This window comes from Novimethylophilus kurashikiensis (assembly GCF_003112435.1).
In the GTDB taxonomy this organism is placed as follows: Bacteria; Pseudomonadota; Gammaproteobacteria; order Burkholderiales; family Methylophilaceae; genus Novimethylophilus; species Novimethylophilus kurashikiensis.
This window is the reverse complement of sequence record NZ_BDOQ01000006.1, coordinates 22,990-47,369: the sequence shown is the minus strand read 5'-3', so window position 1 is coordinate 47,369 and position 24,380 is coordinate 22,990. Positions and strand designations below refer to the sequence as shown.

At 59.1% G+C, this 24,380-nt stretch carries 21 protein-coding genes; 8 read left to right on the top strand and 13 right to left on the bottom strand.

What is annotated here, in order from left to right; genetic code table 11:
* Positions 1-2 precede the first annotated feature (2 nt).
* Together NMK_RS07815 and NMK_RS07810 are read right to left on the bottom strand one after the other, a co-directional pair.
* A complete protein-coding gene (locus tag NMK_RS07815) occupies positions 3-458 on the bottom strand; it encodes a hypothetical protein (protein WP_109015226.1) in 456 nt (151 codons plus the stop codon).
* A 41-nt stretch (positions 459-499) separates the two neighbouring features.
* Positions 500-1,156 (bottom strand): pyridoxamine 5'-phosphate oxidase family protein, encoded by a 657-nt coding sequence (locus NMK_RS07810; RefSeq protein WP_109015225.1) that lies wholly within the window; start codon positions 1,154-1,156, stop codon positions 500-502.
* A gap of 171 nt (positions 1,157-1,327) precedes the next feature.
* Here NMK_RS07810 and NMK_RS07805 point away from each other — a divergent pair, with 171 nt between their 5' ends.
* Positions 1,328-2,119, top strand: a complete 792-nt coding sequence (locus tag NMK_RS07805; RefSeq protein ID WP_109015224.1) for an IclR family transcriptional regulator — start codon at positions 1,328-1,330, stop codon at positions 2,117-2,119.
* 46 nt (positions 2,120-2,165) lie between these two features.
* Here NMK_RS07805 and NMK_RS18260 read toward each other — a convergent pair whose 3' ends face one another.
* Entirely contained in the window at positions 2,166-2,789 is a 624-nt protein-coding gene (locus NMK_RS18260; protein WP_146187142.1) for a hypothetical protein, read from the bottom strand.
* Positions 2,790-3,053: 264 nt separating this feature from the next.
* On the opposite strand from NMK_RS18260, the gene NMK_RS07800 reads away from it, so the two are divergent.
* Positions 3,054-4,682, top strand: coding sequence for a hypothetical protein (locus NMK_RS07800; protein ID WP_109015223.1), 1,629 nt, complete (start codon positions 3,054-3,056; stop codon positions 4,680-4,682).
* 2 nt (positions 4,683-4,684) lie between these two features.
* Here NMK_RS07800 and NMK_RS07795 read toward each other — a convergent pair whose 3' ends face one another.
* Positions 4,685-5,392: a sigma-70 family RNA polymerase sigma factor gene (locus NMK_RS07795; RefSeq protein WP_181376200.1), complete on the bottom strand. Its 708-nt coding sequence runs from the start codon at positions 5,390-5,392 to the stop codon at positions 4,685-4,687.
* Positions 5,393-5,520: 128 nt separating this feature from the next.
* Between NMK_RS07795 and NMK_RS07790 the strand changes: the two genes are divergently transcribed.
* The 3 genes from NMK_RS07790 to NMK_RS07780 all read left to right on the top strand — a co-directional run bounded on the left by NMK_RS07790 (position 5,521) and on the right by NMK_RS07780 (position 8,574).
* On the top strand, positions 5,521-5,973 hold the full coding sequence (locus NMK_RS07790) for a hypothetical protein (protein ID WP_146187141.1): 453 nt from the start codon (positions 5,521-5,523) through the stop codon (positions 5,971-5,973).
* A 2-nt stretch (positions 5,974-5,975) separates the two neighbouring features.
* Positions 5,976-7,202, top strand: a complete 1,227-nt coding sequence (locus tag NMK_RS07785; RefSeq protein ID WP_109015220.1) for an NRAMP family divalent metal transporter — start codon at positions 5,976-5,978, stop codon at positions 7,200-7,202.
* A 67-nt stretch (positions 7,203-7,269) separates the two neighbouring features.
* Positions 7,270-8,574 carry a M18 family aminopeptidase gene (locus NMK_RS07780; protein ID WP_109015219.1) on the top strand — a complete coding sequence of 435 codons (1,305 nt, stop codon included), beginning with the start codon at positions 7,270-7,272 and terminating at the stop codon, positions 8,572-8,574.
* Between the two features lie 6 nt (positions 8,575-8,580).
* Here NMK_RS07780 and NMK_RS07775 read toward each other — a convergent pair whose 3' ends face one another.
* Together NMK_RS07775 and NMK_RS07770 are read right to left on the bottom strand one after the other, a co-directional pair.
* Complete coding sequence (locus tag NMK_RS07775) at positions 8,581-8,928, bottom strand: DMT family transporter (RefSeq protein WP_109015218.1); 348 nt, start codon at positions 8,926-8,928, stop codon at positions 8,581-8,583.
* 17 nt (positions 8,929-8,945) lie between these two features.
* Positions 8,946-10,454 carry a UbiA family prenyltransferase gene (locus tag NMK_RS07770; RefSeq protein ID WP_109015217.1) on the bottom strand — a complete coding sequence of 503 codons (1,509 nt, stop codon included), beginning with the start codon at positions 10,452-10,454 and terminating at the stop codon, positions 8,946-8,948.
* Positions 10,455-10,561: 107 nt separating this feature from the next.
* On the opposite strand from NMK_RS07770, the gene NMK_RS07765 reads away from it, so the two are divergent.
* Entirely contained in the window at positions 10,562-11,749 is a 1,188-nt protein-coding gene (locus tag NMK_RS07765; protein WP_109015216.1) for a hypothetical protein, read from the top strand.
* Between the two features lie 768 nt (positions 11,750-12,517).
* Here the strand turns inward: NMK_RS07765 and NMK_RS07760 are convergent.
* The 7 genes from NMK_RS07760 to NMK_RS07735 all read right to left on the bottom strand — a co-directional run bounded on the left by NMK_RS07760 (position 12,518) and on the right by NMK_RS07735 (position 20,654).
* Positions 12,518-13,789, bottom strand: coding sequence for an O-acetylhomoserine aminocarboxypropyltransferase/cysteine synthase family protein (locus tag NMK_RS07760; RefSeq protein ID WP_109015215.1), 1,272 nt, complete (start codon positions 13,787-13,789; stop codon positions 12,518-12,520).
* A gap of 523 nt (positions 13,790-14,312) precedes the next feature.
* The gene (locus tag NMK_RS18255; RefSeq protein WP_146187140.1) at positions 14,313-14,726 is read right to left on the bottom strand and encodes a hypothetical protein; all 414 of its coding nucleotides are present in this window, start codon (positions 14,724-14,726) and stop codon (positions 14,313-14,315) included.
* 392 nt (positions 14,727-15,118) lie between these two features.
* Positions 15,119-16,615, bottom strand: coding sequence for a hypothetical protein (locus tag NMK_RS07755; RefSeq protein WP_146187139.1), 1,497 nt, complete (start codon positions 16,613-16,615; stop codon positions 15,119-15,121).
* Between the two features lie 3 nt (positions 16,616-16,618).
* Positions 16,619-17,563, bottom strand: coding sequence for a glycosyltransferase family 2 protein (locus NMK_RS07750; RefSeq protein WP_109015213.1), 945 nt, complete (start codon positions 17,561-17,563; stop codon positions 16,619-16,621).
* On the bottom strand, positions 17,560-17,988 hold the full coding sequence (locus tag NMK_RS07745; protein ID WP_109015212.1) for a GtrA family protein: 429 nt from the start codon (positions 17,986-17,988) through the stop codon (positions 17,560-17,562). The genes NMK_RS07750 and NMK_RS07745 overlap by 4 nt, the downstream gene beginning before the upstream one ends.
* The gene (locus NMK_RS07740) at positions 17,985-18,698 is read right to left on the bottom strand and encodes a class I SAM-dependent methyltransferase (protein WP_109015211.1); all 714 of its coding nucleotides are present in this window, start codon (positions 18,696-18,698) and stop codon (positions 17,985-17,987) included. The genes NMK_RS07745 and NMK_RS07740 overlap by 4 nt, the downstream gene beginning before the upstream one ends.
* Positions 18,699-18,800: 102 nt before the next feature.
* The gene (locus NMK_RS07735; RefSeq protein WP_109015428.1) at positions 18,801-20,654 is read right to left on the bottom strand and encodes a methanol/ethanol family PQQ-dependent dehydrogenase; all 1,854 of its coding nucleotides are present in this window, start codon (positions 20,652-20,654) and stop codon (positions 18,801-18,803) included.
* A 106-nt stretch (positions 20,655-20,760) separates the two neighbouring features.
* Between NMK_RS07735 and NMK_RS18440 the strand changes: the two genes are divergently transcribed.
* Positions 20,761-20,937, top strand: coding sequence for a hypothetical protein (locus tag NMK_RS18440; protein WP_181376199.1), 177 nt, complete (start codon positions 20,761-20,763; stop codon positions 20,935-20,937).
* A gap of 278 nt (positions 20,938-21,215) precedes the next feature.
* The gene (locus tag NMK_RS07730) at positions 21,216-24,380 is read left to right on the top strand and encodes an efflux RND transporter permease subunit (protein WP_109015210.1); all 3,165 of its coding nucleotides are present in this window, start codon (positions 21,216-21,218) and stop codon (positions 24,378-24,380) included.

The following is a 24,380-nucleotide window of genomic DNA, read 5'->3' as shown; positions in this document are numbered from 1 at the left end:
TGTTAGTTGGCAGACACAGGCTTATTGAAGGTGGATTTCAGTACGGTGACAGCGCCTTTGCCGAAGCCGTAGCTGGTGATGAGGATGCTGGTGAGCAGGTAATACTTGAATGCTTCCGGCCCCCAGCCGGCCACAGGGGTGGGGCTATCCAGCTGCGGGAAAATCGCCATCAGCAAGAACAGGCTCGAGTTGGTAAAAGCGCCGACTACCATGGCCCAGCGTACGTGCCAGGGCAGGGGCACCTTGGCGGCGTAAAAACCCAGGATCAGTGCCGTCATCAGCAGGAAATCGATATGAGCCTGCAACAGCCGCGTGAACTTGCCGACAAAGATTTCCTTCAATCCGGGCACGCCGAAATTCAGGCCCACCATGCACCAGGCCAGCAACAGGGCCATCAGCAGCCACAGTCCGGCGCCTCTCAGCAGTACGATGTTTCCTGCATGTTTCGTGTCTTGCATGATCTTTTCCTCGTGTTGTTGAGATTCTTCACGCCGTCTGTTTAACCTTCGCCCTTCATCACAAGCGCGCCGTATTCCTCGAAGGTAATGGTGCCGCCCAGTTTTTTCGCGAGATCCTTGTTGCGATCCGGCAGCACATCCTGGATGGCATCGATACGTTTCCACTGCGCGCCGGGGGTAGGGCAGTCCGCTTGGGGCACGTATTTGGAACTGTCCACGCGCTGATAACGGTGGATGTAGCGCGGGCAGTTGATGAAGATTTCGGTGATGGCCACGCGTACTACCAACTCCGCGCCTGCGAAAGACGCGATCAATGGATCGTTGCGGTCGATGCTGGCACGGCCATGAACGCGCACCCGGTGCGGGGTCTCGAAATCGATGAACAGCATGCCGATCTTGTCGTTCGCCATGATGTTGCCCATCGAGAGAAACATACCGTTGCCGTCGAAGCTGGGAAAAGCCAGTGTCTTGCTGTCCACCACCTTCACGAATCCCGGATTACCGCCCTTGTAGGAGCAGGTCGGGTAGCCGCGGTGATCCACGGTGGTCAGAAAAAACATATCGCGGCTTTCGATAAAGCCGGCATGCTCAGGCGCAACCTCGTTGACCACGATCAATTCGCCGACGCGGTCGGCCATCTTTTCGGTGTCGAACGCCTGCTGCAAGGCGCGGTGCTGCGCGCCGTAAATTTCGCTCATGGTGCTGCTCCTCTCGTTGATGTTGCTGTAATGTCCGAATATCGGATATTCGGATAGATACCGTCTCTGCGGCGTTGAATGAATGTTAGGAATGTGGTTTGATCGACGTCAAGACACTAATATTAAAAACAAGTCCGAATATCGGACTGTTACAGATAAGGAGTTGCCGTGATGTCGCTTAATCCTGATATCCCTGCTCAATCCACCGCGGGCAGCCTCAACCGCGCCGCCGTCTTGTTGACTGCGATTGCACGTGGCTCCAGGAAAGGCAGCGCCTTGACCGAGTTGGTTGCCCGCACCGGCTTGCCGCGGCCAACTATCCACCGTGTGCTGGATTCGTTGATCGATCTCGGCTGGGTGGTACGCGATCCAGAAACGGCGCGCTTCAACCTGGGTAATGATCTAGCCGCATTGGGCTATACCGCCATCAGTCGTAATCCGCTGGAACGTCTCGCAGCGACCGAACTGAGCGCACTGGCCGAACGGTTGGATCAAGTGGTGTATCTGACGATGCGCGCAGGATTGGACATGGTGTGCATCGGCCGTTACGAAAGCCAATCGCAAATCCAGGTGGGACGAGGGCGTGTCGGCATGCGCGGCCCGTTCGGGATGAGCCCGGCATGCCTGGGGATGTTTGCGCACATGGCCCAGGAGGATGTCGATGAAATCATCACCGTCAACCTGTCGCGCTACCACCGCATCGAAGGCTTCGACGAACAAGGATTTCGCCGCGCAGTGCGGGCGTCGATGGAAAAGGGCTGCGGCGTCTACGACAACATCGTGCTGGACCGAACCACGAGCGGATTTGGTATGGCGATTTGCGATGCTTCCGGTTATCCGATCGCTGGCTTCGGCACGACTTATATCACCGGCTGGCTCAGTATCGAGCAGCAGGCGGAATGCATCGCGTTATTGAAACAGGCGGCCGGCCGTATTGCCGACCGCCTGGAAAAAGGCGGCTAAGGGGCATCACTGCGTGAATGCCCGTTGCATTAAAGGTCGGGATGTATCAAGGAACAGTGCCGGTTGTTCCGGTTCCTGTTCCCGTGCCAGTAGAACCGCTACCCCGTCCGGGGCCATAAGTACTGGTTCCTGTGCCAGTACCCGTAGGACTGCGAGAGCGTGTATTCGTGGATGGTGTACTGGTCGTACCCGAGGTGCTTGAACCATTTTCTACCCCGCTGGTGCCCATTCCGGAATCAACACCAGTGCCCATGTCGGAGCCCGGGCCGGTCGTGGTTCCTGTCGTTCCCGTTCCTGTCCCGGTGCCTACGCCGGCCCCTGTACCAGTGCCGGTCCCAATACCCGTTGTAACTCCGGTGCCGTTAGTTCCCGAGTCGGAAGGCCCAGTCACGGTACCGGTGCTATCGGTTCCTGTGCCTGTCCCCGTTCCCATGGAGCCGCCAGTCACACCGCTGCCTGTCGTTCCCGTGCCCGTTGTTCCAGTGCCAGTAGTGCCGGTATTGCCCGTGGTTCCAGTCGTTCCTGTTGCTCCTGTCCCGGCGCCTGTTCCTGTGCCAGCTCCGGCGCCAGTCCCGACCCCGGCCCCAGTCCCGCCGCCGGTGGCTGCATGACTCAAGGTGGTGGTGCAAACGAATACACCGGAAAGAAGTGCAATCATGAGTTTGTTCATGATGAATCTCCTTCAGTGATGGTTTGAAAGTTGGAAGATGGGGTGTATGTCCCCTGATATCTATCTTTGAAGCCGTTTTCTCGGCAAGTGAGAGATCACCTTATGCCTGCAAACAAAGCCGCTCTGTGCGGGATCAAACCCTAACCGGCGATCAACTTTGTCCTGTCATAAATATTTCATACCTAGCGTCGGACATCGTACATACACCTTCCAGGGGGCTCTCCAGAATGCGCCCTGACCGGAATTGACATAGGCCGATATCCCATGGATACGCTAGGAACGTTTTATCCGCCGCTCGCGACGGTACCTTCTAAATCCGTTGCCGACCCCATGCGCAGCAAGGCCGCACAACTGCTTTACCTGCTGGTGATGCTATGGGGCGCATCCATTGTCTGGCTTTCGCCGCATCCGCCCATGGTCGATCTACCACAACACGCCGGTCAAGTCGTATTGCTGCGAGATCTCCTTTTCGGAAATTCGCCTTGGTCGGATATGTTCCGCATCAACCTGTTGACGCCTTACCTCATCGGTTACGGCATCGCGCTCCCGCTTTCCATGGTCATGCCGATTGCGGCGGCATTGAAACTCATGCTTTCCCTGGCCTATATCGCCTTCGTACTGGTGTGCATCATGCTGCGGCGGCACTTCGGCGGCGATGCCCGGTTGGATTGGCTGTTCCTGGTGCCGTTCTTCGGGTTTGCCTTCAAATGGGGGTTCTTCACTTTCCTGATCTCGACGCCCCTGGGCTTGCTCTTCATCTACCTGGCCGACCGCTACGCCGTTGAGAAAACCCGGCGCATGGGGTGGGCCGTCCTGGCGACGGGGACGGTGCTGCTGTTGTCGCACGGATTGGTATTCCTGTTCGGCATGATCGTCGGCGTCGCCCTGTTTTTCGGCCGCAAGAGTTATCTGCAAGGCTGGAAGCTGCTGGCGCCCTATGCGGGGCTGTTCGGGCTGTGCGTCGTGTATTTCCTGGTCAACCAGCAGGTCAACCAGGGCATGCAAACCTATTTGATGGGTACCTTCAGCTGGAGCCTGGGAATATCTCGTCCCTGGAAAGCGCTGATGTATTCGGTGGGTCCTAATTCCAAGGACGGCTATATCACCATCAAGGTGGTCGGCGTGGCCTTGCTGTTCCTACTGCCATGGGTGCTGGGCTTGCGCATCTCGTGGGAAGAAAAAATCCGCTGTGTACCGTTCGCCATCGCCATGTTGGTGTTCTCGCTGACGCCGGATTTCGCCTGGAACACGGCTTTTCTCTACCAGCGCTTCGCCATCTATGTGCTGCCGACCTATGCCCTGATGTTCACAGGTCAGCCGATGCCCGCACACTTGCAACTTGCCAAGCCCAATAACGTCTGGGCTCGACGTATTGATTGGATATTCTCGACGTTGCGTCCCTATGCCATCCTCCTCGCCTTGTTCGGCAGCGGCCTGGTACTTGCCGTGAACAGCATGACCTTTTGGCAGTTCCGCAAGGAATCGAGTGATTTCGACCAGCTGATATCCCAGCTACAGCCGCGACAGCGTGCCGCCGCCATCGTGCTCGACCAGCGCAGCGACGTTGATCGCAACGACAAGATCTATGCGCATTATCCGTTGTGGTATCAAGCCGAGGACGACGGCCTGGTCGATTTCAATTTCGCCTGGTTTCCGCCGCAGATCGTGCGCTACCGACCCGACCGGCTACCCGGCATCAAGCCCGGCTTCGACTGGTTTCCGCATACCTTCAGTTGGAAGCTGATGCACGGAGAGCGCTACGACTACTTCTTCGTGCGTCACCTTTATTCGATTCCAGGGCGCCTGTTCATGGGTGCGCCGTGCCCGCCGCAACTGGTTAAGACTTCGGGATTCTGGTCGGTGTACAAGCCGGGCAGCTGCCAGCCGCATTAATGCTAGGGATGCGGCCGACGTGGATGCGCCCGGCGCTCCACGATGGGCTTGGGCGAGCTCCAGCAGTGAGCAAGCTTTTCCGAGGCGATTTTATGCAGCTGACTCACGCGCGATTCGCTCACGCCCATTTCCTCAGCGGCCTGCTGGCCGCTCATCTCGCACATCACCCGCAGGATAAAAGCCCGGCGCTCGTTGATCGAGAGCGTTTTCAGGCAATTCACGGCGCGCGAATAGGCGTGTCGTCGTTCGACAATGGCCGAGGGTTCCATACTCGAATCAGGGATGTCGTGCACGGCATGCTCGTCATCGTCGTGCAACCGTACGAATTCGTGGCCGAAGGCTTCGCCCATCATGGCGGCAACGTCGTCAACGCGCAGGTGCAGCGCATCGGCGAGCTCGCTGTAGTTAGGTTTTCGGCCTAGCCTGACTTGGAGTTCCTGCGAGGTTTTGCTGATCTTGTTGGCGTTGCCGCGTACCGAGCGCTCGGCCCAGTCGGCAGCGCGCAAGCCATCCTGGATGGCCCAACGGATCTTCTGAGTGGCGTACTGATGGAAAGGGATATCTTTCTGCGGGTCGTGCTCGCGGAAGGCGCGAATCAATCCCACCGTGCCGTCCTGGATCAAATCCTCGAGCAGTACGTTCCCAGGCAGCGGCTTGCGCATTTCCACCGCCACTTTTCTCACCAACGGCATGAAATCGACGATGTTCACGGCATCCCTTCCTGAATGGGCAAACAGCGTCATTCCACCAAAAAGCCCGAGCGCGTTCTGTTCCGTAGCGAACATAAATCGGCTGTTGCTGAGGTCGGGGCGATAACGAACAGACGGCGTGGTCTGGCATGGAGAGAGTGGCAGGCATGGAATACGCCGTCAGTTTTTTCATGTCACGAACCATCGTCTTCGTAATCGTCGCGCTGCTTTCGGGTAACGCAAGCGCCAATGTCGCCACGCAAGGCGGCCTGGCGATCAAGATTCGTGCATTGGCCAGCATCGCCGCGGAGAGCGCGCTGCTGCTGGACCAGCTCAAGCAGGCCAACGTGACCCGGACCTACGCCGAGGTGCACCTCGACAAATTGCAGCAACAGGTCGACGGGATACGGGAGGAGCTGACTATCATGACATTGCCGCCGCAACCGCCTGTCCCGTCGCAGCAGCGCGCGGCCCTGCTAAGCAGCGCCGAGTTGGGCCAGGCGCTCGCGGCATCGACTGGGCAGTTAGACCAGCCGGGGTCGGTCGAGAGGGCTGCGCGTGCTTTCCGCGCCTTGCAGCAGCGCCTCAAAGCGATGGAGTAGGCATGTTCGACGTTATTCTCGGCATCATGACCTCGCTCGGCGGCTTCGTAGATATGGGCAACATCGTATTCGCCCTGGCTGGCGGCGCCCGATTCGACTATTCGCTGCTGTGGGTGCTGGTGGTGGCGACCTTGGGCATCATCCTGTTCGCGGAAATGGCCGGACGCATCGCTGCGGTTGCGCACAAGCCGGCGTTCGAAGTCCTGCGCAACCGATTGCCACCCCGCATGGCCTTGGCGGTGCTCGTCGCTTCCAACATCGTCAACGTACTAACCTGTGCCGCGGAAATCGGCGGCATCGCCGTCGTGCTGCAACTCTTATGCGGCGCCGATTACCGGATGATGCTGCTAACGGCGCTGGCGCTCTTGCTAGCGGCGTTGTATTTTCTGAAGTTTCGCTGGCTGGAGCGCATTTTCGGCCTGCTCGGCATGGCCTTGCTGGTGTACGTGTGGGCGGCCATCGAACTCAAGCCCGACTGGCACGGCATCTACCAAGGGCTGCTGCCCGGCCTGCCGCATCAGCCCAACGCCAACCTGTTGACCTACTGCTATTACGCGGTCGGCCTGTTCAGCTCCGTCCTCACGCCCTACGAGATTCATTTTTATTCCTCCGGCGGCATGGAGGACGGCTGGTCGGACAAGGACACCGCCAGCAATATTTCCAACGCCGCCGTCGGGTTCACGCTGGGCGGCATCCTGACCATGTTCCTGGTCATCGTCGGCGCACAAGTCCTGCTGCCGCAGGGCATCGATCCCAAGATGCTGAGTACGGCGGTGCTCCCCGTGGCCGATGGATTGGGAATGAAGGGCATGTTCCTGGCGCTGCTCGGCATCCTGTTTGCCGTGGGCGGCGCGGCCGTCGAATCGGCCTTGTCCGGCGCCTACGATACCGCGCAGTTTTTCGACCTGCCCTGGGGCAAGAACCGTCCGCCCAAGCAGACCGCCGTATTTACCTGGTTGTGGATGGGCACGCTGGTGCTGGGCTGTGCGATCGCCATGAGCGGTGTCGATCCCACCGATATCGTCGAATATTCCGTGGTGTTTGCGGTCGTGGTGTTGCCGTTTACCTATTACCCGATCCTGCAAGCCGCGGCGGATAAAAAGCTCATGGGGCATCACGCCAACAGCCGCTTCATCTCGGTGCTGGGCTGGGCCTATTTTGTGCTGATCGTGCTGGCCGGTGTGAGCGCCGTGCCCCTGATGCTGCTGACCCATATGGGAGATGCCTGAAGGCTGCCGATGGCAGCGCCTCCGCGGTTTTAGTATCCTTGAACCATTTTCTTGTCCTACATCCATCATGACCGTATCCGTCGAAGCCCGCGCCCAAGCCCAATCCCTGCTCGATTTCATCGACGCCAGCCCCAGCCCCTGGCACGCTGCCGAAAGTGCGGCGCAACGGCTGACGCAAGCCGGATTCAAGCCGCTCAAGGAGACCGAGCGTTGGAAGCTCGATGCGGGGGGCAAGTATTTCGTCGTGCGGGGAGGCTCTTCCATCATCGCGTTCGTGTTGGGGAGCCGTCCGGTAGCCGAAAGCGGTTATCGCATCGTCGGCGCGCATACCGATTCGCCCGGCCTGCGACTCAAGCCGCGGGCGTCGCATGCCAGCGAAGGAGTGGTGCGGCTAGGTGTGGAAATCTACGGCGGACCTATCCTCGCGACCTTTACCGACCGGGACCTGAGCCTGGCCGGGCGCGTCAACATCAAGAACGGAGAAGGGTTCGAAACCCGGTTGCTGCGCATCGAAGAAGCGCTGGTGCGCTTGCCCAACCTTGCCATCCACATGAACCGCGAGGTCAACGAACAAGGCCTCAAGCTCAACAAGCAGAGCGAGCTCCCGCTGATTTTCAGTCTGGCGCAGGAAGGCACGTCCCCGGAGCATACTTTCCTGGAATACCTTGGGTCGCATCTTGGGGTTGTCTCGCGCGATATCCTGACCTGGGAATTGAGTCTTTACGACACGCAAAAAGGCGCGTTCTGGGGCGCGCACCAGGAGTTCGTCGCCGACAGCCAGCTCGACAACCTGGCCTCTTGCCATGCGGGGCTGAAAGCCTTGCTGGCGACGGAGCAGCCGGAGGCGACTTGCATGTTGGCCTTGTTCGACCACGAGGAGGTCGGTAGCGGCAGCGCGGTGGGCGCGGGCGGTAGCTTCATCGAAGACGTGCTGGCGCGCATCAACGCCGCGGCGCAGCTGGACGAAGAATCCAAGCGTTGCAGCTTTGCCAACAGTTTCTTCATCAGCGCCGACATGGCACACGCCTGGCATCCTAATTTTCCTGCTGCCTATGAGCCGCAGCACCGTGTCATGGTCAACGGCGGCCCGGTGATCAAGACCAACGCCAACCAACGCTACAGCACCGGTGCAGACACTGCCGCGCGCTTCATGGCGTTGTGCGAAGCGGCCGACGTGCCGGTGCAGCAATATGCTCATCGGACAGACCTGGGTTGTGGCAGCACCATCGGGCCGATCATCGCTGCGCGGTTAGGCATGGCGAGCGTCGATGTCGGTTCGCCGATGTGGGCGATGCACAGCTTGCGCGAAAGCGCCGGGGTGCTGGATCACGGCTACATGATTGCCGCGCTGACCGAGGCTTTTAAAAGCTAGAAGGTTTTAGCGGCTGTAAATGAGGAAGATGCTGAAAATCATTAGTCCCGCCCCCGCCAGCGATTGCATATTGATGCTCTCGCCGCGCAGCAGGCCGTAGCCGTAGATCAACAGAATGGTCGCCGCCACCATGATGGGGTAGGCGATGCTGAGTTCCAGCTTCTTAAGGGCGACGGCGTAGAACAAAAAGCCGAAGCAATACGCCCCCAACGCACCGACGATGAGGAACACCGGCCGCGACATCAGGCTTTGCCAATCCCAGCCCCAGGCAAACTGGGTCTGTCCTGCCAGCTTGATCATCACGCTCGCCAGCGCGCTCATGCAGGCACTCAAAAACAGCAAGGTGTAAGCCATGGTGATCTTCGCCGTGGTCAGATGGCGATGAGGGTGCAGAGCACGATGAGGCCGATCGTCATCAGGCTCACGCGGTTTTTCAGGGCGAACACGATGGGGTCGTCCGTCATCTTGCCCTGGTAGGCGTTCATCCACATCCAGCTCACCCAGAACATCATGCCCGCGAACACGCCCCATAGCGCGGAGCGATGGCTGTACATAAGGTTGGTCTGCGGGTCGTTGAGGTAGATCGCCATGATGATGACGGCAAGATAACCTGCCGACGTGCCGAAGGTGCTGAGGATGCTCAAGTCCTTGGTGAGATAACCGCGCCCAGCCGCGCTTTGCTCGCCTTCCTCCAGTTTGGAATGCAGCTCGGAATAGCGCTTGACGAAGGCCAGGCTGAGGAAAATGGTGATGGAAAACAGGATCAGCCAGGACGACAGCGGAATATCCGTTGCGGCGCCCCCAGCCAGAATGCGCGAGGTATACAGCCCGGCCAGCGCGAATACATCCACCAGCAGCATTTTCTTGAGCGCAAAGGAATACGCCAGCGTCAGCGCGTAATAAGCCGCCAGCACCAGCATGAATTTGATCGGCAGCAGCAGTGCCAGCGCGAGCCCGCAAGCCAGCAATCCTCCGGTGAGCCACATACCGGTCACGAGCGACAACTGGCCTGACGCGAACGGTCGAGTGCGTTTGCGGGCGTGGCGACGGTCGGCTTCCAGGTCGAGCATGTCGTTGAGTAAATACACCGACGAAGCGCACAGGCTGAAGGCGAAAAACGCTACTACGGCGGGCCACACGTAATTGATGTCGAGGAACAGGTGCGAGGTCAAAAGCGGCACGAAGATCAGGCTGTTTTTCACCCACTGGTAGACGCGCATGGCCTTGAGTACTTGCATCCAGCCGGCCTTGTCGTGGGCAAAGTGCACGGTGTTGCGATTGATGGCTCCCGCCGCCCGCACGATGCCGGCACCCTGATGCCCGACGACGATGGCGTATTGCGCATGCTTCCAGATGGCGAGATCGGCGTGCGAGTTGCCGCAATAGTCGAAACCGCTCTCGCCGAATTTTTCGCTCAGCAGAGCCGCCTTGTACTTGCCGGAAAGGTTGGTTCGCCCGTCGCTCGCCAACACCGCATCGAAAATGCCTAGGTGCGCGGCCACCTGCTGCGCCAATTGCCGGTCTGCCGCCGTGCACAGGTAAAGCCGGCGCCCATGGCTGACTTCTTCCTGCAAAAAGGCGGTGAGTTCGGCATGGTAGGGCAAGAGGCTCATGTCCATCTCCACCCGTTGCGCGATCTCGGCCTTGAGCCGCGCCTTGCCGTGCAGCAGCCACCAGAAGCACAGGAATAGCGCGAGGGGATTGCGCTTGACCAAGGCCAGAAAAGATTCGACCAGCAAGTCGGTCTTGATCAACGTGCCGTCGAGATCCACGCACAACGGGACGGCCTTGCGGGTTCCGGGCTTGAGTTGATGGGATGGAATGGCGGTGTGATTGGTATGGGCGTAGTCGGCGGAATTCCAGACCTCAGAATGTTCCATGGTCTTCTTTCGGTAAAAATCGATTTCCCGACATCTCATCACCAATTTTTTTGCGGGTATGTTCGCCAGCGAACATTCAAAACGCGGGCGCTCTTTAAGATAGCGGCATGAACGCACAGGCACATCTCCAGCACTGGCCGTCCAAGCTGCTTCTCGTCTTTCTCTGCTTCTTCGTCGCCGCCGTCTCCTTCGGCGGATTCTTCGAAAAATGGAATTTCCGCGACGGCACCAAGTTCTCCGGCATGGCCATTGCCGAAGGCAAGGCAGCACGGCCATTCGTCTACCGGCAGCTCTTGCCCACGCTCTCCAACATCGCAGAGCGCGCTGTGCCCAATCGCATCAACCACGGCTTTCAATCCTGGTTGGCGCGCGATCCCAAGCACCACAACATGATCTATAGCTATTTCCCGAACGCTGTAGATAGCGCCAACGTGGCCTACGCCGTGCGTTATTACACGTTGTATTTCCTGGCTTTTCTCTCGCTGGTGGCGGCGGTTTTCGCGCTGCGCAAGCTCTGCCTCGACCTCTATGGCGACCAGCCTGCTGCGACATTGGCGGCGATGGGCATGGCCTTGCTCTTGCCGGTGTTTCTCACCGAAGGCGGTTATTACTATGACCTCGCCGAACTCCTGTTCATGCCGCTCGCCGTCATCCTCGCCATGCGCGGCAATCTTTGGCTGCTGGCCTTGCTGGTGGGGGTCGCCACTTTCAACAAGGAATCTTTCCTGCTGTTCGTCATTACGCTCTATCCCTTCCTGCGCGCCAGGCTGAACGTGAAGCGAGCAATAGCCCTCGAAGCCGGGCTCTTGGCGATTGCCGTCGTCGTCAACGTTTTAGTCAAATATCAGTTCAGCAGCAATCCGGGCGAATTCGCCCAATTCCAGTTGCTCGATCACCTGCGCTGGCTGATGCGGCCAACATCGTATTTCCTGTTCGAGGTGAACTATGGCGTGCCCACACCCAAGGGCCTCAACATCATCAACCTGCTGCTGTTGGCAACCCTCGTCCGCAACAGCTGGAAATATCTTTCCCCCGCTATGCGCCAGCATATTTGGCTCGCCTTCGGCATCAGCTTCCCCTTGTTCCTTGCCTTCTGCTACGAAGGCGAATTGAGGAATTTCAGCCTTTTGTATGTCGGGTTTACGGTGATGTTGTGCGTGAACGTAGCGATGGTGTTGCAGCGGTGGTATCGGGGGGCGGTGACGTTGCGGAGTGCAGGCATTGCAGTGCCTGAACCAGAAGCCAGGCCGGTGTTGCTGGGTGGAGAGGTGGGGAGGACTGTGATGAGAGGGTGATGGTTGATGGTTTTTGCTTGCGTTATCCGAGCATGTGGCGGCGTGGGTTGGTTTTTATACTCCCTCGCCCATTGCGGGAGAGGGTTGGGGTGAGGGGGGGCATTCTGGACTTGATCCGGAATCCAGGGGGGGGCGATTTAAAACCTTAAAACCGTCGGACTCGCCCGACAGCCGAACCGATTTCTTTTGCTTGTCCAAAAGAAATCGGTGAAAGAAAAAGACACCCCACGCCCCGGTCCTCCGGACTCCCTTGCGCTGCGCGCCAAGCCGGGCGGCTGCGGAACTCGGGCTACGCCCTCAAACAGTCCTCGCCGAAAGCCCCCGACTTGGCTGTGCTGCTCGGCGGGACGTCAGGGGGAAAGGGCGGTTGGCTATCGTTTTGGATATTGTTGCTGAAGCTGTTTAGGACGGGCTGTTGTCATTTGAGGTTCTGATGTTTCAGCTGGGCAGCTCCCTGTAGCGCAGGCGGCCCGCCTGCAATTGCCACTATCTCCTAATCCCCTTCTGCCGCGCTGAGCAGCACAGTCAAGCCGGGAGTCGTTGGCGAGGACTGTTTGAGGGCTGCAAGCCCGAGTTCCGCAGCCGCCCGGCTTGGCGCGCAGCGCAAGGGAGTCCGCAGGACCGTGGCAGGGGGTGCCTTCTTCTTTGGTTACTTTCTTGTGGGCAAGCACAAGAAAGTAACTAGCCGCCGGGCTACCCCCGGCCAATAAACGAAAAGCCGGTTTCCCGGCTTTTCTCATAAAACTCCCAGCGTAACCATAGCGTTCCTTACGCCGCCTCCAACGCCTGCCCCAAATCCTCCAGCAAATCATCGATATGCTCGATGCCCACCGACAACCGCACCATATCCTCGCTAACGCCCGCTTTCTTGAGTTCTTCCGGCGAGAGCTGACGATGGGTGGTCGAGGCCGGGTGGCAGGCGAGAGATTTGGCGTCGCCGATATTCACCAACCGTGTAAACAGCTTGAGCGTATCCTGGAAGCGTGCGCCGCCCGCAGTGCCGCCGTGGACGCCGAAGGTCAGGATGCCGGAAGCGCGGCCGCCCATGTATTTGTCCACCAGCGGCTTGTCGGCGTGATCCGGCAATCCCGCGTAATTCACCCAGTTGACCTTGGGGTGAGCCTTGAGGAACTGCGCCACCTTGAGTGCGTTGTCGCAGATGCGGTCCATGCGTAGCGCCAGGGTTTCGATGCCTTGGAGGATGAGGAAGGCGTTGAACGGCGACAGCGCCGCGCCGGTGTTGCGCAGCGGAACGACGCGGGCGCGGCCGATGAAGGCCGCTGGCCCCAGCGCTTCGGTATACACCACGCCGTGATAAGACGGGTCCGGCTCGTTGAGGCGGCGGAAGCGGGCTTTGTGCTCGGCCCAGGGAAACTTTCCGGAATCGACGATCGCGCCGCCGATGCTGTTGCCATGGCCGCCCAGATATTTGGTGAGCGAGTGCACCACGATATCGGCGCCGTGCTCGAAAGGCCGGCACAGGTAAGGCGAGGGCACGGTGTTGTCGACGATGAGCGGCACGCCGTGGCGGTGAGAGATTTCGGCGATTTTTTCAAAGTCGGTAATGTTGCCCAGCGGGTTGCCGACGGATTCGCAGAACAGCGCCTTGGTCTTGCCGTCGATGAGCTTGTCGAAAGCGGCCGGATCGCGCGGATCGGCGAAGCGTACTTCGATGCCGTATTGCGGCAGGGTATGGGCGAGCAGGTTGTAGGTGCCGCCGTAGAGCGTGGCGGCGGAGACGATGTTATCGCCCGCCTCGGCCACCGTCATGATGGCGTAGGTGATCGCCGCCATGCCCGAAGCCAGCCCCAGCGCGCCGATGCCGCCTTCCAGTTCGGCGACGCGCTTTTCCAGCACATCAGTGGTGGGGTTCATGATGCGGGTGTAGATGTTGCCCTGGACTTTCAGGTCGAACAGGTCGGCGCCGTGCTGGGTATCGTCGAAGGCGTAGGAGGTCGTCTGGTAGATCGGCACTGCGACGGCTTTGGTAGTGGGGTCGGGGGAGTAACCGCCGTGCACGGCGATGGTTTCCAGTTTCATAACGCCTCCTTTAGAAATGGGTAAAAGGAGGATTCTATCTGGTTATTAGGGCTGCATCATCTTTGGCTAATGAAGCGATGTTGGCTGGCTTGAGCATAATGTTTAGGGGGTGTGCTCCCTCGCCCCTTGCGGGAGAGGGAAGGGGTGAGGGGTGGTTTTGTCATTCCAGGCTGGATCCGGAATCCAGGGGTTTTCGATTTAAAACCTTAAAACCGTCGGACTCGCCCGACAGGCGAACCGATTTCTTTTGCTTGTCCAAAAGAAATCGGTGAAAGAAAAAGACACCCCACGCCCCGACCCTACGGGCTTCCCTGCGCTGCTCGCCCAGCCGGGCGGCTGCGGAACTCGGGCTACGCCCTCAAACAGTCCTCGCCGAAAGCCCCCGACTTGGCTGTGCTGCTCGGCGGGGCGTCAGGGGGAATGGGTGGTAGGCCATCAATTGTGGATTATTGACGCTGTAGTGGTTGAAGTGAAGGTATTGCGATATCAATTTTTAGCACTTATGAATTACATAAGCCGTGCTTTAGTGAGTGACTCTATGATTGGTTAGAACCGATCGGATACGCAGGAGTGTTAGCCAACCGCTGCATGCGGCCAATGTTGCAGGCATTGCAAAAAAAGATGGGGCAGCAACAGCATAAAATACTGCACAAGCTAGTCCCATAAGATAGGCAGCAATTGCGATACGGAAGCGATAAGTTGGGGCAACAAGTGTCGGCAACAAAACACCAAGAAAAGCTGAAGTCAATGAGCCCAAGGCTAGGCCTGATTTTTGTACAGCAGGGGTCCAGGGAGCGTAAACACAATGATCTGATAAAAGGTAATTGGCAGGGCACAACCCATCGTTGAGCCAATAAATGACAATGGTAACTAGAATGCCAACAATCCAGCCTCCAATAGCAGAAGGAATAGTAAGTAACCAACGAATGTTATTCATTATTTTTATAATTAATTGAATGTAATTGTTATTAATTGATTGTCTAGCCACTAGCCTGAAGATTAATTGGCATCCTCAAAACTGTACAATCAGGATCACTTGGTTAGTGTTGAACGGTACTTTAAACCAAATCACCAGTATAGCTATTCTATTTGCACTCTTTGATGCGCTAGAGCCCGTATGCATCCTCAAAATCAAGGACAAAATCACTGAAGGTAATACCTTTAGTTCTTCTTGAGTTTTAGTTTTTCATGTGGCTGTATATGAAAATGTCCCCCCAGTTTCGAATGAGGTCTACATCGCATGGGAATGCAGATAATCGGATTAAGGGGAGGCTCTTGATTTCTAGGTCATTTGCACAGATCTGAAATAACGAAGCGTGGCGGACTACCTTACGGACACCCTCGATACTCAAACACCTGCCATTCGCCACTTGTCAGCATTAGCTGAGGCGGACAATCCGCGCCGTCGAATAGGCGTTCGGGGAGGGGGTGTTTGGATCGGGCGATGAAGTAGCGGTAGTCGCTGCCTTTGTTTTTCACCCAGTCGAAGCGTTCGGGGTGCCATTCGAATCCGGGTTGGATGCCGGGCAGGCGGTCGGGGCGGTAGCGGACGATTTGGGGGGGGAACCAGGCGAAGTTGAAGTCGACCAGGCCTTGTTTTTCGGCTTGGTACCAGGCGGCGTAGTGGGTGTAGACGCGGGTGCCGGCGGCGGGGCTGTCGGGGTCGAAGACGAGCATGAGGGCGCGCTGGCCGGGGGGCAGGGTGTCGATGGCGTGTTGAAAATCGGCGCTTTCCTGGCCGAAACGCCAGGTGTCGAGGCTGTGCACGCCGAGCACTGCCCAGCATAGGGCGACTAGGAATGGCATGGCCCAGATGTGCCGTCTGGCGCTTTCTGCACCGCCGAAGATCCAACTGTAGGCGGGCAGCAGGAACAGGGCGAAGCGTTGGTAGAGAAACACCGTTCCGGCGGCGTTGCTGGGGGCGAGGGTGAAGATGCCGACGAGCACGGCGAGCGGCATCCACGCGGCTTGGCGTCGGCGAGATTGCGGGCGTTGGCCCAGCAGCCACGGCGTAGCGAGCAGGCCCAGCATGGCTGCGCCCCACAGTGCCACGGCCTTGCCGGAGAATTCGGCGGTGAGGGTGTATATGATGGATTTGGGAATCCGCATCAGGCCGCCGTTCCAGGAGGTCACTGCGGAAAGGTCGGTCTGCATGCCGACGTTGATCTGCCGGTTGATGAGGAAATACGCCATGCAGGCCAGCGCCAGGACGACATAGGGCGTCAAGGCCAGGGCACGCGAGGAAATCTCCCGCAAGCGCAGCAATAGCGTCAGCCCGCCGACTGCCACCGCAAACAGGAACACCAGGCCGTGCGAGGCCAGCAGCAGCAAGCCCAGCACGGTGAGGCCTACTGCCAATCGCGGCGTGGGTTTCTGGGAAAAATGCTCGGCCAGGAACACGAACCATAGCCCGATGGGCGCGGCCAGCAGGAAGGTAAAAAATCCCCAGTGATAGGCAAAGCCGAAAAAGCCGGGTAGCACCAGCCAATCGAGCCGCGGATCGGCGTCGAAGTGGCGGCGTAGTTGTACGCAAGCCAGTACGAAAGCGAAATAGGCCAGGGTTAGCAGCACCTTGAGCGCGGCGACGACCGGCATGACGAGGCTCAAGGGCAGCGCCAGGCCATACCCCAGCAAATAAGGAGTGAAGAGATTGATGCGGAACAGGTCGGACCAGGGCGATTGATCCAGCAGCATGTCGCGCATCAAAGCGATCTGGCCGGCGTGCTGCGGCAGGTCGATCATGGGCGGATGCGGGGCCAGCCAGAAAATCGCCGTGCCCCAGAGCACGGTCAATCGCCATAGCCAGCGCATCGCCGAAGATTGCATGGGCTAGATGGATTTCTCGATGATGAAGCGTGGCCGCTGCTTGGTTTCGGTGTAGACGCGGGACAGATAGCCGCCGATGACGCCGAGCGCGAGCAACTGCAGGCCGCCGAGAAAGAACATGGGTACTACGATGGAAGTCCAGCCCGGCAGCGCCAGTTGCGGTTCGAACAGCTTGATGATCAAGGCCCAGAAGCCGAAGCAGAATGACGCGAAGGCCAGGGTCGCGCCCATGATGGTGATCCAGCGCAAGGGCACGGTGGAGAACGAAAACACGCCTTCCAGCGCCAACGCCAGCATTTTGACGAACGGATATTTGCTCTCGCCGGCAAAGCGCGAGAGCCGGTCGTAATAGACGATCTCGGTGCGAAACCCCAGCAGCGGGATGATGCCGCGCAAGAACAGGTTCACCTCGCGGAAGTCCCGCAACGCCTCCAGCGCCCGACGGCTCATCAGGCGGTAATCGGCGTGATCGGGGATCACATCCACGCCGAACTTGCGCAGCAGGGCATAGTACATTCGGGCCGTGTTGCGCTTGAATGCGGTATCGGTGTCGCGCCGGGCGCGGACGCCGTAGACGATATCGGCCCCGTTTCTGTACGCCGCGATCATCTTGGGGATGGCTTCGATGTCGTCCTGCAGATCGGCGTCCAGGCTCACCAGCACCTCGCCCTGTGCCGAGAGCAGCCCCGCCAGCAGCGCATTCTGGTGGCCTCGATTGCGCGAAAGCTTGAGCCCGTGAATGCGCGAATCGCCACGATGGAGGTTTTCGATGATGCGCCAGGTGCCGTCTTTCGATCCGTCGTCGATGAACGTGATGCTGCTGCGCTCGTCTGCGATGCCTTCGCGCTGCAAGCGGTCGATCTGGGCGAGCAGTTGGCGGCTGGTCTCGCCGAGGACTTCTTCCTCGTTGTAGCAGGGGACGACCAGGTTGAGGTGCAAGGCGCTCATGGGGGCGGGATTCCTTCTCCTGTATAGGCGGGCGATTTCAGCGGACGGCCAGGCTGAAACGCAAAATAGCGGCTCCCCAGATACCCGCTTACGGTATAGACCCCCATGCCGACGACGTGCGGCAGAAAACTTTCAGGCCCCATCAGGCCGCGCATGGCGAACAGCACGGCAAGATTGGCCGCGTAGGCCATGGCGCATACCAGCAGAAAACGCGGCAGGCTGCGCGAAACGGTACCGCGATGCTGGAAGGTCCAGAGCCGGTTGAGGGTATAGCTCCACGCGATGCCGATGGCGTAGCCGGTGACGTTGGCAGGCAGGTCGGGCCAGCCGAGCACGCGCCAGCAGAGATAAATTACCCCCATACCTATCAGCGTATTGCTGACACCGACCAGCAGAAACCGCACCAGGGTGTTGTTGCCCTTCATGCGTTGACCGCCGAAACGAAATATTGCGCGCCCAGCGGCAGCTTGCGCATCCAGCGTTCCATGGGACGGGCGAACGCCAGGGGCTTCGGGAAGAAAATGCGGTAGACCGCCTCTGCGGCTTTCCAACCGGCTGCGGTGATGCGCTGGGTCATGTCGCCGGCACCGATCAGTACGGCATTTTCATCGAAAGGGCAGCTACGTACTGCCGCAACTGTGAGCGGATTGAGCGGGTTGTGCTCGAACAGGAACAATCGGCCGCCGGGTTTGGTGACGCGCTTGAGTTCTTTTAGCCAGTTGCCGTGCTGGTCTGGGGGAATATGGTGAAAGACACAAGCGGTAAAGACTAAGTCGAAACTCGCCGCGTTGAAAGGCAGTTGCTGCGCACCGATCTCGCAATACTGGGAGGCGATGTCGGGAAAACGCGAACGACTCACTTCCATGCAGCGCCGGGAGATATCGGCATTGACGACCATGGCCTGGGGAAACCACTGCGCGAGGTGCGGCAGGGTATTGCCCGTACCGGAGCCGAAATCCAGGATGCGCCGGACATCGCTCCGTGCGCTGCCGAGCCACTCTGCAACGTCGACTACCTTGTAGCGGGCGAAATATTCAGGCGACTCGCCCGAAGCCGCAATGCTTTGCGCATGCATCTCGGCATACTCGTCTGCAATGCGATCGAATTCGGTTTTTTCCGTGGCGTGGCCAACCATTTGGGCAATAAATCTCTCGTGAGCTAGGCGTTTGACTCACGGCGAGTATGGCCGCGCCTCTACCGCCGCTCTGTGCGGTAGAGGACAAAGAGGGGAATGGCGTTACAGGCTGAAAACGTTGAGCGCACCGCCGCCGGGCGCAGCGTTGTAGCGGGCCAGATCGCGATAGGCTTTTGCAGCGCCGGCGCCGTCGTTATCTTCCGTGAGCCCCTGGTTGAGCGCCACGCCGGCCCAGCCGCCGATGCCGGAAAACACGCCGATGTACTGCTTGCCCTTGTGGCCGTAGGTCATGGCGTTGCCGATGACGCCGGAGCCGACCTGGAAGCGCCACAATTCCTTGCCGGTATTCGCATCCAGCGCCTTGAACCAGCGATCCAGCGTGCCGTAGAACACGAGGTCGGACGCGGTTGCCAGTGCACCGCCCCAGGGCGAGAATTTTTCCTTGTTGTACCAGCGCGTCTTGCCGTGCAAGCCATCCCAAGCCATGAATCCGCCCATTACGCCGTCCGGGCCGGGGTACATCAACAGGCTTGCGCCGACCCAAGGCTGGCCGGCCACATATTTGGTCTCCATGGCTTCGTAATCCATGCACAAGTGGTTGAGCGGCACGTAGAACAACTTGGTGCGCGGCGAATAGGCGGCCGGCTGTTCGTCCTTGGTGCCCAGCGCGGCGGGGCAGATGCCTTTGACGTTGGCGTCTTCATGAGTGGCGTAGCGCGGGTCTTTTTGCGGAATGCCAGTGGCGAGATCGACGCGGGTTGCCCAATTGACGAAGGGGTGTACTTTCTCCGCCACCAGCAGCGTGCCGTCGCGGCGATCCAGGGTGTAGGCGAAGCCATTGCGGTCGAAATGGGTGGCGAGCTTCTTGCCTTCGGCGTCCCACAGGATGATTTCATTCACGCTGTCGTAATCCCACTCGTCGTGCGGCGTCAGCTGGTAGCCCCAGCGCGCCATGCCGGTATCGAGGTCGCGGGCGAACAGCGTCATCGCCCACTTGTTGTCGCCGGGGCGCACATCGGGGTTCCACAGCGACGGGTTGCCTGTGCCGTAGTAGACCAGGTTCAGCTTGGGATCGTATGAAAACCACCCCCATACCGGCCCGCCGCCATGCTGCCAACCGTCTTGCGTGGCTTGGGGCTTGAGCCAGGTCTTGATGCCGAGATCGGATTCCGGGAATTTGAGCTGCGTTTTATCCAGCGACTGGTATCCGCCGCCTTCCTTGTTGCCGCCGTTGACGTTTTCATAAGAAGAAAGCGCGCTGTAATGCGGGTTGCCTCGGTTAAACCCCGGCCCAATCAGCACCTCCGCATCCGGCCCCGTGCTATAGGCTTTCCAGGCCAGCGAGCCGTCCTTCAGGTTGTAGGCCGCGATAAAGCAGCGAATGCCGAATTCGCCGCCGCTGCAGCCGGTGAGCACCTTGTCCTTGAAGACATGCGGCGCGTTGGTATTGGTGCCGCCCAGCTTGGGGTCGTTAACCTGCACATCCCACACCTTGGCGCCGGTCATGGCATCCAGCGCGACCAGCACGCCGTTGTTCTGCTGCAAGAAAATCTTGCCGTCGCCGTATGCCAGCCCCCGGCTCACGCTGTCGCAGCACAACACGGCCTGCACCGTGTCTTCCTGCCGCGGGAAATACGCCCAGGCGATTTTCTGGTCGTGGTCGAGATCGAGTGCATACACGTTGTTGGGAAAGGCCGTATGCACGTACATCAAGTTGCCGACCACCAACGGTGCTCCCTCATGTCCCCGTGCCACGCCAGTGGAGAACGTCCAAGCCAGATGCAGGTTGCGCACATTGCGGCGGTTGATCTGGGTGAGGCGGCTGTAGCCCTGGTTTTCATAATCCTTGCGCTGAGCGACCCATTGGTTGTCGTCGTGCATCAAGGCTTGTAAAGGGTCGTCGGCCAAGGTCGTCAGCGGCGCGAGCATTAACAGGGCGGTAAAACTTTTGGACATGGCAATCGGAAGGGAAACGGGGCGGCCATTATAGGACGGCGTAAGAGAATTGAAAGCCGACACCGGCATGATGAAACCTCTCTTCAAAGCAACGCTGGTTAGACGCATGAGCGCAAATAAATTCACCAAAAAATTCTGGGGACGCCTGATTCTCGCCGCGGCGGTGGTATTGCTGGTAGTGGGCGATTTGCTGACGACGGGCGTAGGGAGCTTGTTTGTGACGCTGGGCGCGATGGGATTGGGATTTGTGGGGTTGTTGTTGGCGTTTGCAGAAGAGGATTGAATGATGGCTGTGCAGGATGGCATTTACGCCCGTAAGCTCGGGTTGCTCGCCACGCTTGATATATCCCCCCGCACAGACCTCCCCACCTCACCCTGCCATCCTCTCGCATTTTCAATTCTTAGCAGCCCCGATACATTCGGATACATATTGAAATGCTGCTTATGCAGCGATTTGTGCGAAAATCCTTACACATCGTTGCCAGGGAAGGTTTCCCCTGGTCTTCCGGCGTCCCTGGTTCGGGGAGCCGATTTGCGTTAACTGCTTCCAGACTCTAGCCCATGTGGATCGTTGAAATTGCGTTGCGTCGTCCGTACACGTTTATCGTGATGGCGCTGCTTATCCTGTTGGCGACGCCGTTCGCGTTGCTGAAAACTCCGGTGGATATCCTGCCCGATATCAATATCCCGGTGATCAGCATGGTGTGGAGCTACAACGGCTTGTCTGCCGAAGAGATGGGCCAGCGTGTCACGTCCATCAGCGAGCGTAGTCTGACCACGACAGTGGACGACATCGAACATATCGAGTCGCAATCGTTGGCGGGCATCTCGGTCATCAAGATTTATTTCCAGCCATCGGCGAATATCCAAACGGCGATTTCGCAAGTCGTTGCCATCGCGCAGGCCCAATTGCGCCAGATGCCGCCGGGCATTACGCCGCCACTCATCATCAAATATACGGCGTCGAGCATCCCCATCATCCAACTCGGCCTTTCCAGCAATACGATGTCCGAGCAGCAGTTGTTCGACAACGGCATCAACTTCCTGCGGCCCAAGCTCATCACCATTCCCGGCGCAGCGGTGCCGTACCCCTACGGCGGAAAGCAGCGGGTGATTTCGGTAGACCTTGATACCCAGGCGCTGCTGGCCAAGGGCATGACGCCTAGCGATATCGTCAATGCAGTGAGCGCGCAAAATCTTATCCTGCCAGCTGGTACGGTGAAGATGGGCGAATCGGAATACGCGGTGCACCTCAACGGCTCGCCGGAGACTATCGCCGAGTTGAATCAGCTGCCGGTTCGCAGCGTGGCGGGCAGCACGACCTACTTGAGCGAAGTCGCCCACGTGCGCGACGGCTTTACGCCGCAGACCAACGTAATCCGTCAGGACGGCCAGCGTGGCGTGCTGATTTCGATCATCAAGAACGGTAGCGGGGCTTCGTCGCTGGATATCGTCGATACGCTCAAGAACATGCTGCCGACGGTGCTGAAAGGCTTGCCGCCCGAACTCAAGGTGCAGCCGCTGTTCGATCAATCGACCTTCGTGAAATCCGCAATTTCCGGCGTACTGCATGAAGCCTTGATCGCTGCGGGCCTCACTGCCGCGCTGATCCTGCTATTCCTGGGCAACTGGCGCAGCACTGCGATTATTGCGATTTCGATTCCGCTGTCGATCTTTACCTCGGTGCTGGTGCTGCACGCGCTGGGCGAGAGCATCAATATCATGACGCTGGGCGGTCTCGCACTCGCGGTGGGCATTCTGGTGGACGATGCGACGGTGACGATTGAAAATATCGAACGCCACCTGCACATGGGCACCGAGATGCACCAGGCCATTCACGATGGCGCGGGTGAAATCGCGGTGCCTGCGTTTGTCTCGACGTTGTGTATCTGTATCGTGTTCGTGCCGATGTTCTTTCTCACCGGCGTGGCGCGCTACCTGTTTGTGCCGCTGGCGGAAGCGGTGATCTTCGCCATGCTGGCGTCTTACGTGCTGTCACGAACTCTGGTCCCGACGCTGGTGATGATGCTCATGGACCGCTCGCACATCAATCCGGAACAGCGCAACCTTTTCCAGAACATCTACCACAGCTTCGACCGCGCTTTCGAACGTTTGCGCGGCGGCTACAAGGTGGTGCTGGGTTCGGTGCTGGAATACCGGCGTCTGTTCGGAGCGGCTTTCCTGGCGTTCTGCCTGCTCTCGTGCGGCCTGTATTTCGTGTTGGGGCGCGATTTCTTCCCCAACGTAGACGCCGGCAAGATTCGCCTTCACATGCGCACTCCAACCGGCATGCGCATCGAGGAAACGGCGCGCACCGCCGACCTGGTAGAAGCCGAGATGCGTCGCATCCTGCCTGCGAACGAGCTGGAAACCATCCTCGACAACATCGGCCTGCCGTATAGCGGTATCAACCTTTCCTACAGCAACGCCGGGACCATCGGCACCATGGATGCCGAAATCCTGGTGTCGCTGAAGGAAGGCCACAGGCCAACGCGAATCTACGTGGACCAGTTGCGCGATGAATTGCCCAAGCGCTTCCCGGGCATCGAGTTTTTCTTCCAACCCGCGGATATCGTCACGCAGATTCTCAATTTCGGCATGCCTGCGGCCATCGACGTGCAGTTCTCCGGCAAGAATGTCTATGCCAGCCACAAGCTCGCCAGCGAGATGCTGGAAAAAATCCGCAAGATTCCGGGCACGGTGGATGTGCACATCCAGCAGCGCATGGACCAGCCTGCGCTCAAGATGGTGATGGACCGCACTCGCGTTCAGCAGTTGGGCTTCAATGCCAACAATGTCGCGCAAAACGTGCTGGTGTCGCTCTCGGGCAGTTTCCAGACTACGCCGTCGTTCTGGCTCAATCCCAAGAACGGCGTGGTGTACAACCTTGCCGTGCAGTCGCCGCAATACCGGGTCGACTCTATCGATACCTTGCTGCAAACGCCGGTGCACGGCAGCCCGGACGTCAAGCCGCAGCTATTGGGCAATCTGGTGCAAGTGAAGCCTGCAGAAGAGCAGGCCGTGGTGTCGCACTACGATATTTCGCCGGTGGTCGACTTGTATGTCAGCGTGGAAGGGCGCGACCTCGGCAGCGTGGCCAGCGAAGTCCGCAAGCTCGTGGAAGATGCCAAGACCGATTTGCCGCGCGGTGCCGATATCGTGATGCGCGGCCAGGTGGAAACCATGAAGACGTCGTTCATCGGCCTGGGTGCCGGGCTCGCCGTGGCCATCGTGCTGGTCTACCTGCTGATCGTGGTCAATTTCCAGTCCTGGCTCGACGCCTTCATCATTGTCACTGCACTGCCTGCGGCCCTGGCCGGTATCTCCTGGATGCTGTTCGTCACCGGGACGACCTTGAGCGTGCCTGCGTTGACGGGTGCCATCATGACCATGGGCGTGGCGACGGCCAACTCCATCCTGCTGGTGTCGTTCGCCCGACAGCGGCTGCATGACGGTTTGACCGCCCTCGAAGCCGCGCTGGAAGCCGGGGCCACCCGTATCCGCCCGGTGCTGATGACGGCGCTGGCCATGATCATCGGCATGATCCCCATGGCGCTGGGCCTGGGCGAGGGCGCCGAGCAGAACGCGCCGCTGGGTCGCGCCACGATTGGCGGCCTGCTGTTTGCCACGGTTTCTACATTGTTCTTCGTGCCGGTGGTGTTCGCCGCCGTGCACGGCCGCCTCGCACGCCGCAAGGCCAACGAGGCTCAAGAAGGAAAAGCCTGA

Excerpts from the sequence above, each read along its gene's own strand:
- NMK_RS07815 (WP_109015226.1), bottom strand. The coding sequence starts at position 458 with ATGCAAGACACGAAACATGCAGGAAACATCGTACTGCTGAGAGGCGCC.
- NMK_RS07810 (WP_109015225.1), bottom strand. The coding sequence starts at position 1,156 with ATGAGCGAAATTTACGGCGCGCAGCACCGCGCCTTGCAGCAGGCGTTC.
- NMK_RS07805 (WP_109015224.1), top strand. The coding sequence starts at position 1,328 with ATGTCGCTTAATCCTGATATCCCTGCTCAATCCACCGCGGGCAGCCTC.
- NMK_RS18260 (WP_146187142.1), bottom strand. The coding sequence starts at position 2,789 with ATGAACAAACTCATGATTGCACTTCTTTCCGGTGTATTCGTTTGCACC.
- NMK_RS07800 (WP_109015223.1), top strand. The coding sequence starts at position 3,054 with ATGGATACGCTAGGAACGTTTTATCCGCCGCTCGCGACGGTACCTTCT.
- NMK_RS07790 (WP_146187141.1), top strand. The coding sequence starts at position 5,521 with ATGGAGAGAGTGGCAGGCATGGAATACGCCGTCAGTTTTTTCATGTCA.
- NMK_RS07785 (WP_109015220.1), top strand. The coding sequence starts at position 5,976 with ATGTTCGACGTTATTCTCGGCATCATGACCTCGCTCGGCGGCTTCGTA.
- NMK_RS07780 (WP_109015219.1), top strand. The coding sequence starts at position 7,270 with ATGACCGTATCCGTCGAAGCCCGCGCCCAAGCCCAATCCCTGCTCGAT.
- NMK_RS07775 (WP_109015218.1), bottom strand. The coding sequence starts at position 8,928 with ATGGCTTACACCTTGCTGTTTTTGAGTGCCTGCATGAGCGCGCTGGCG.
- NMK_RS07770 (WP_109015217.1), bottom strand. The coding sequence starts at position 10,454 with ATGGAACATTCTGAGGTCTGGAATTCCGCCGACTACGCCCATACCAAT.
- NMK_RS07765 (WP_109015216.1), top strand. The coding sequence starts at position 10,562 with ATGAACGCACAGGCACATCTCCAGCACTGGCCGTCCAAGCTGCTTCTC.
- NMK_RS07760 (WP_109015215.1), bottom strand. The coding sequence starts at position 13,789 with ATGAAACTGGAAACCATCGCCGTGCACGGCGGTTACTCCCCCGACCCC.
- NMK_RS18255 (WP_146187140.1), bottom strand. The coding sequence starts at position 14,726 with ATGAATAACATTCGTTGGTTACTTACTATTCCTTCTGCTATTGGAGGC.
- NMK_RS07755 (WP_146187139.1), bottom strand. The coding sequence starts at position 16,615 with ATGCAATCTTCGGCGATGCGCTGGCTATGGCGATTGACCGTGCTCTGG.
- NMK_RS07750 (WP_109015213.1), bottom strand. The coding sequence starts at position 17,563 with ATGAGCGCCTTGCACCTCAACCTGGTCGTCCCCTGCTACAACGAGGAA.
- NMK_RS07745 (WP_109015212.1), bottom strand. The coding sequence starts at position 17,988 with ATGAAGGGCAACAACACCCTGGTGCGGTTTCTGCTGGTCGGTGTCAGC.
- NMK_RS07740 (WP_109015211.1), bottom strand. The coding sequence starts at position 18,698 with ATGGTTGGCCACGCCACGGAAAAAACCGAATTCGATCGCATTGCAGAC.
- NMK_RS07735 (WP_109015428.1), bottom strand. The coding sequence starts at position 20,654 with ATGTCCAAAAGTTTTACCGCCCTGTTAATGCTCGCGCCGCTGACGACC.
- NMK_RS18440 (WP_181376199.1), top strand. The coding sequence starts at position 20,761 with ATGAGCGCAAATAAATTCACCAAAAAATTCTGGGGACGCCTGATTCTC.
- NMK_RS07730 (WP_109015210.1), top strand. The coding sequence starts at position 21,216 with ATGTGGATCGTTGAAATTGCGTTGCGTCGTCCGTACACGTTTATCGTG.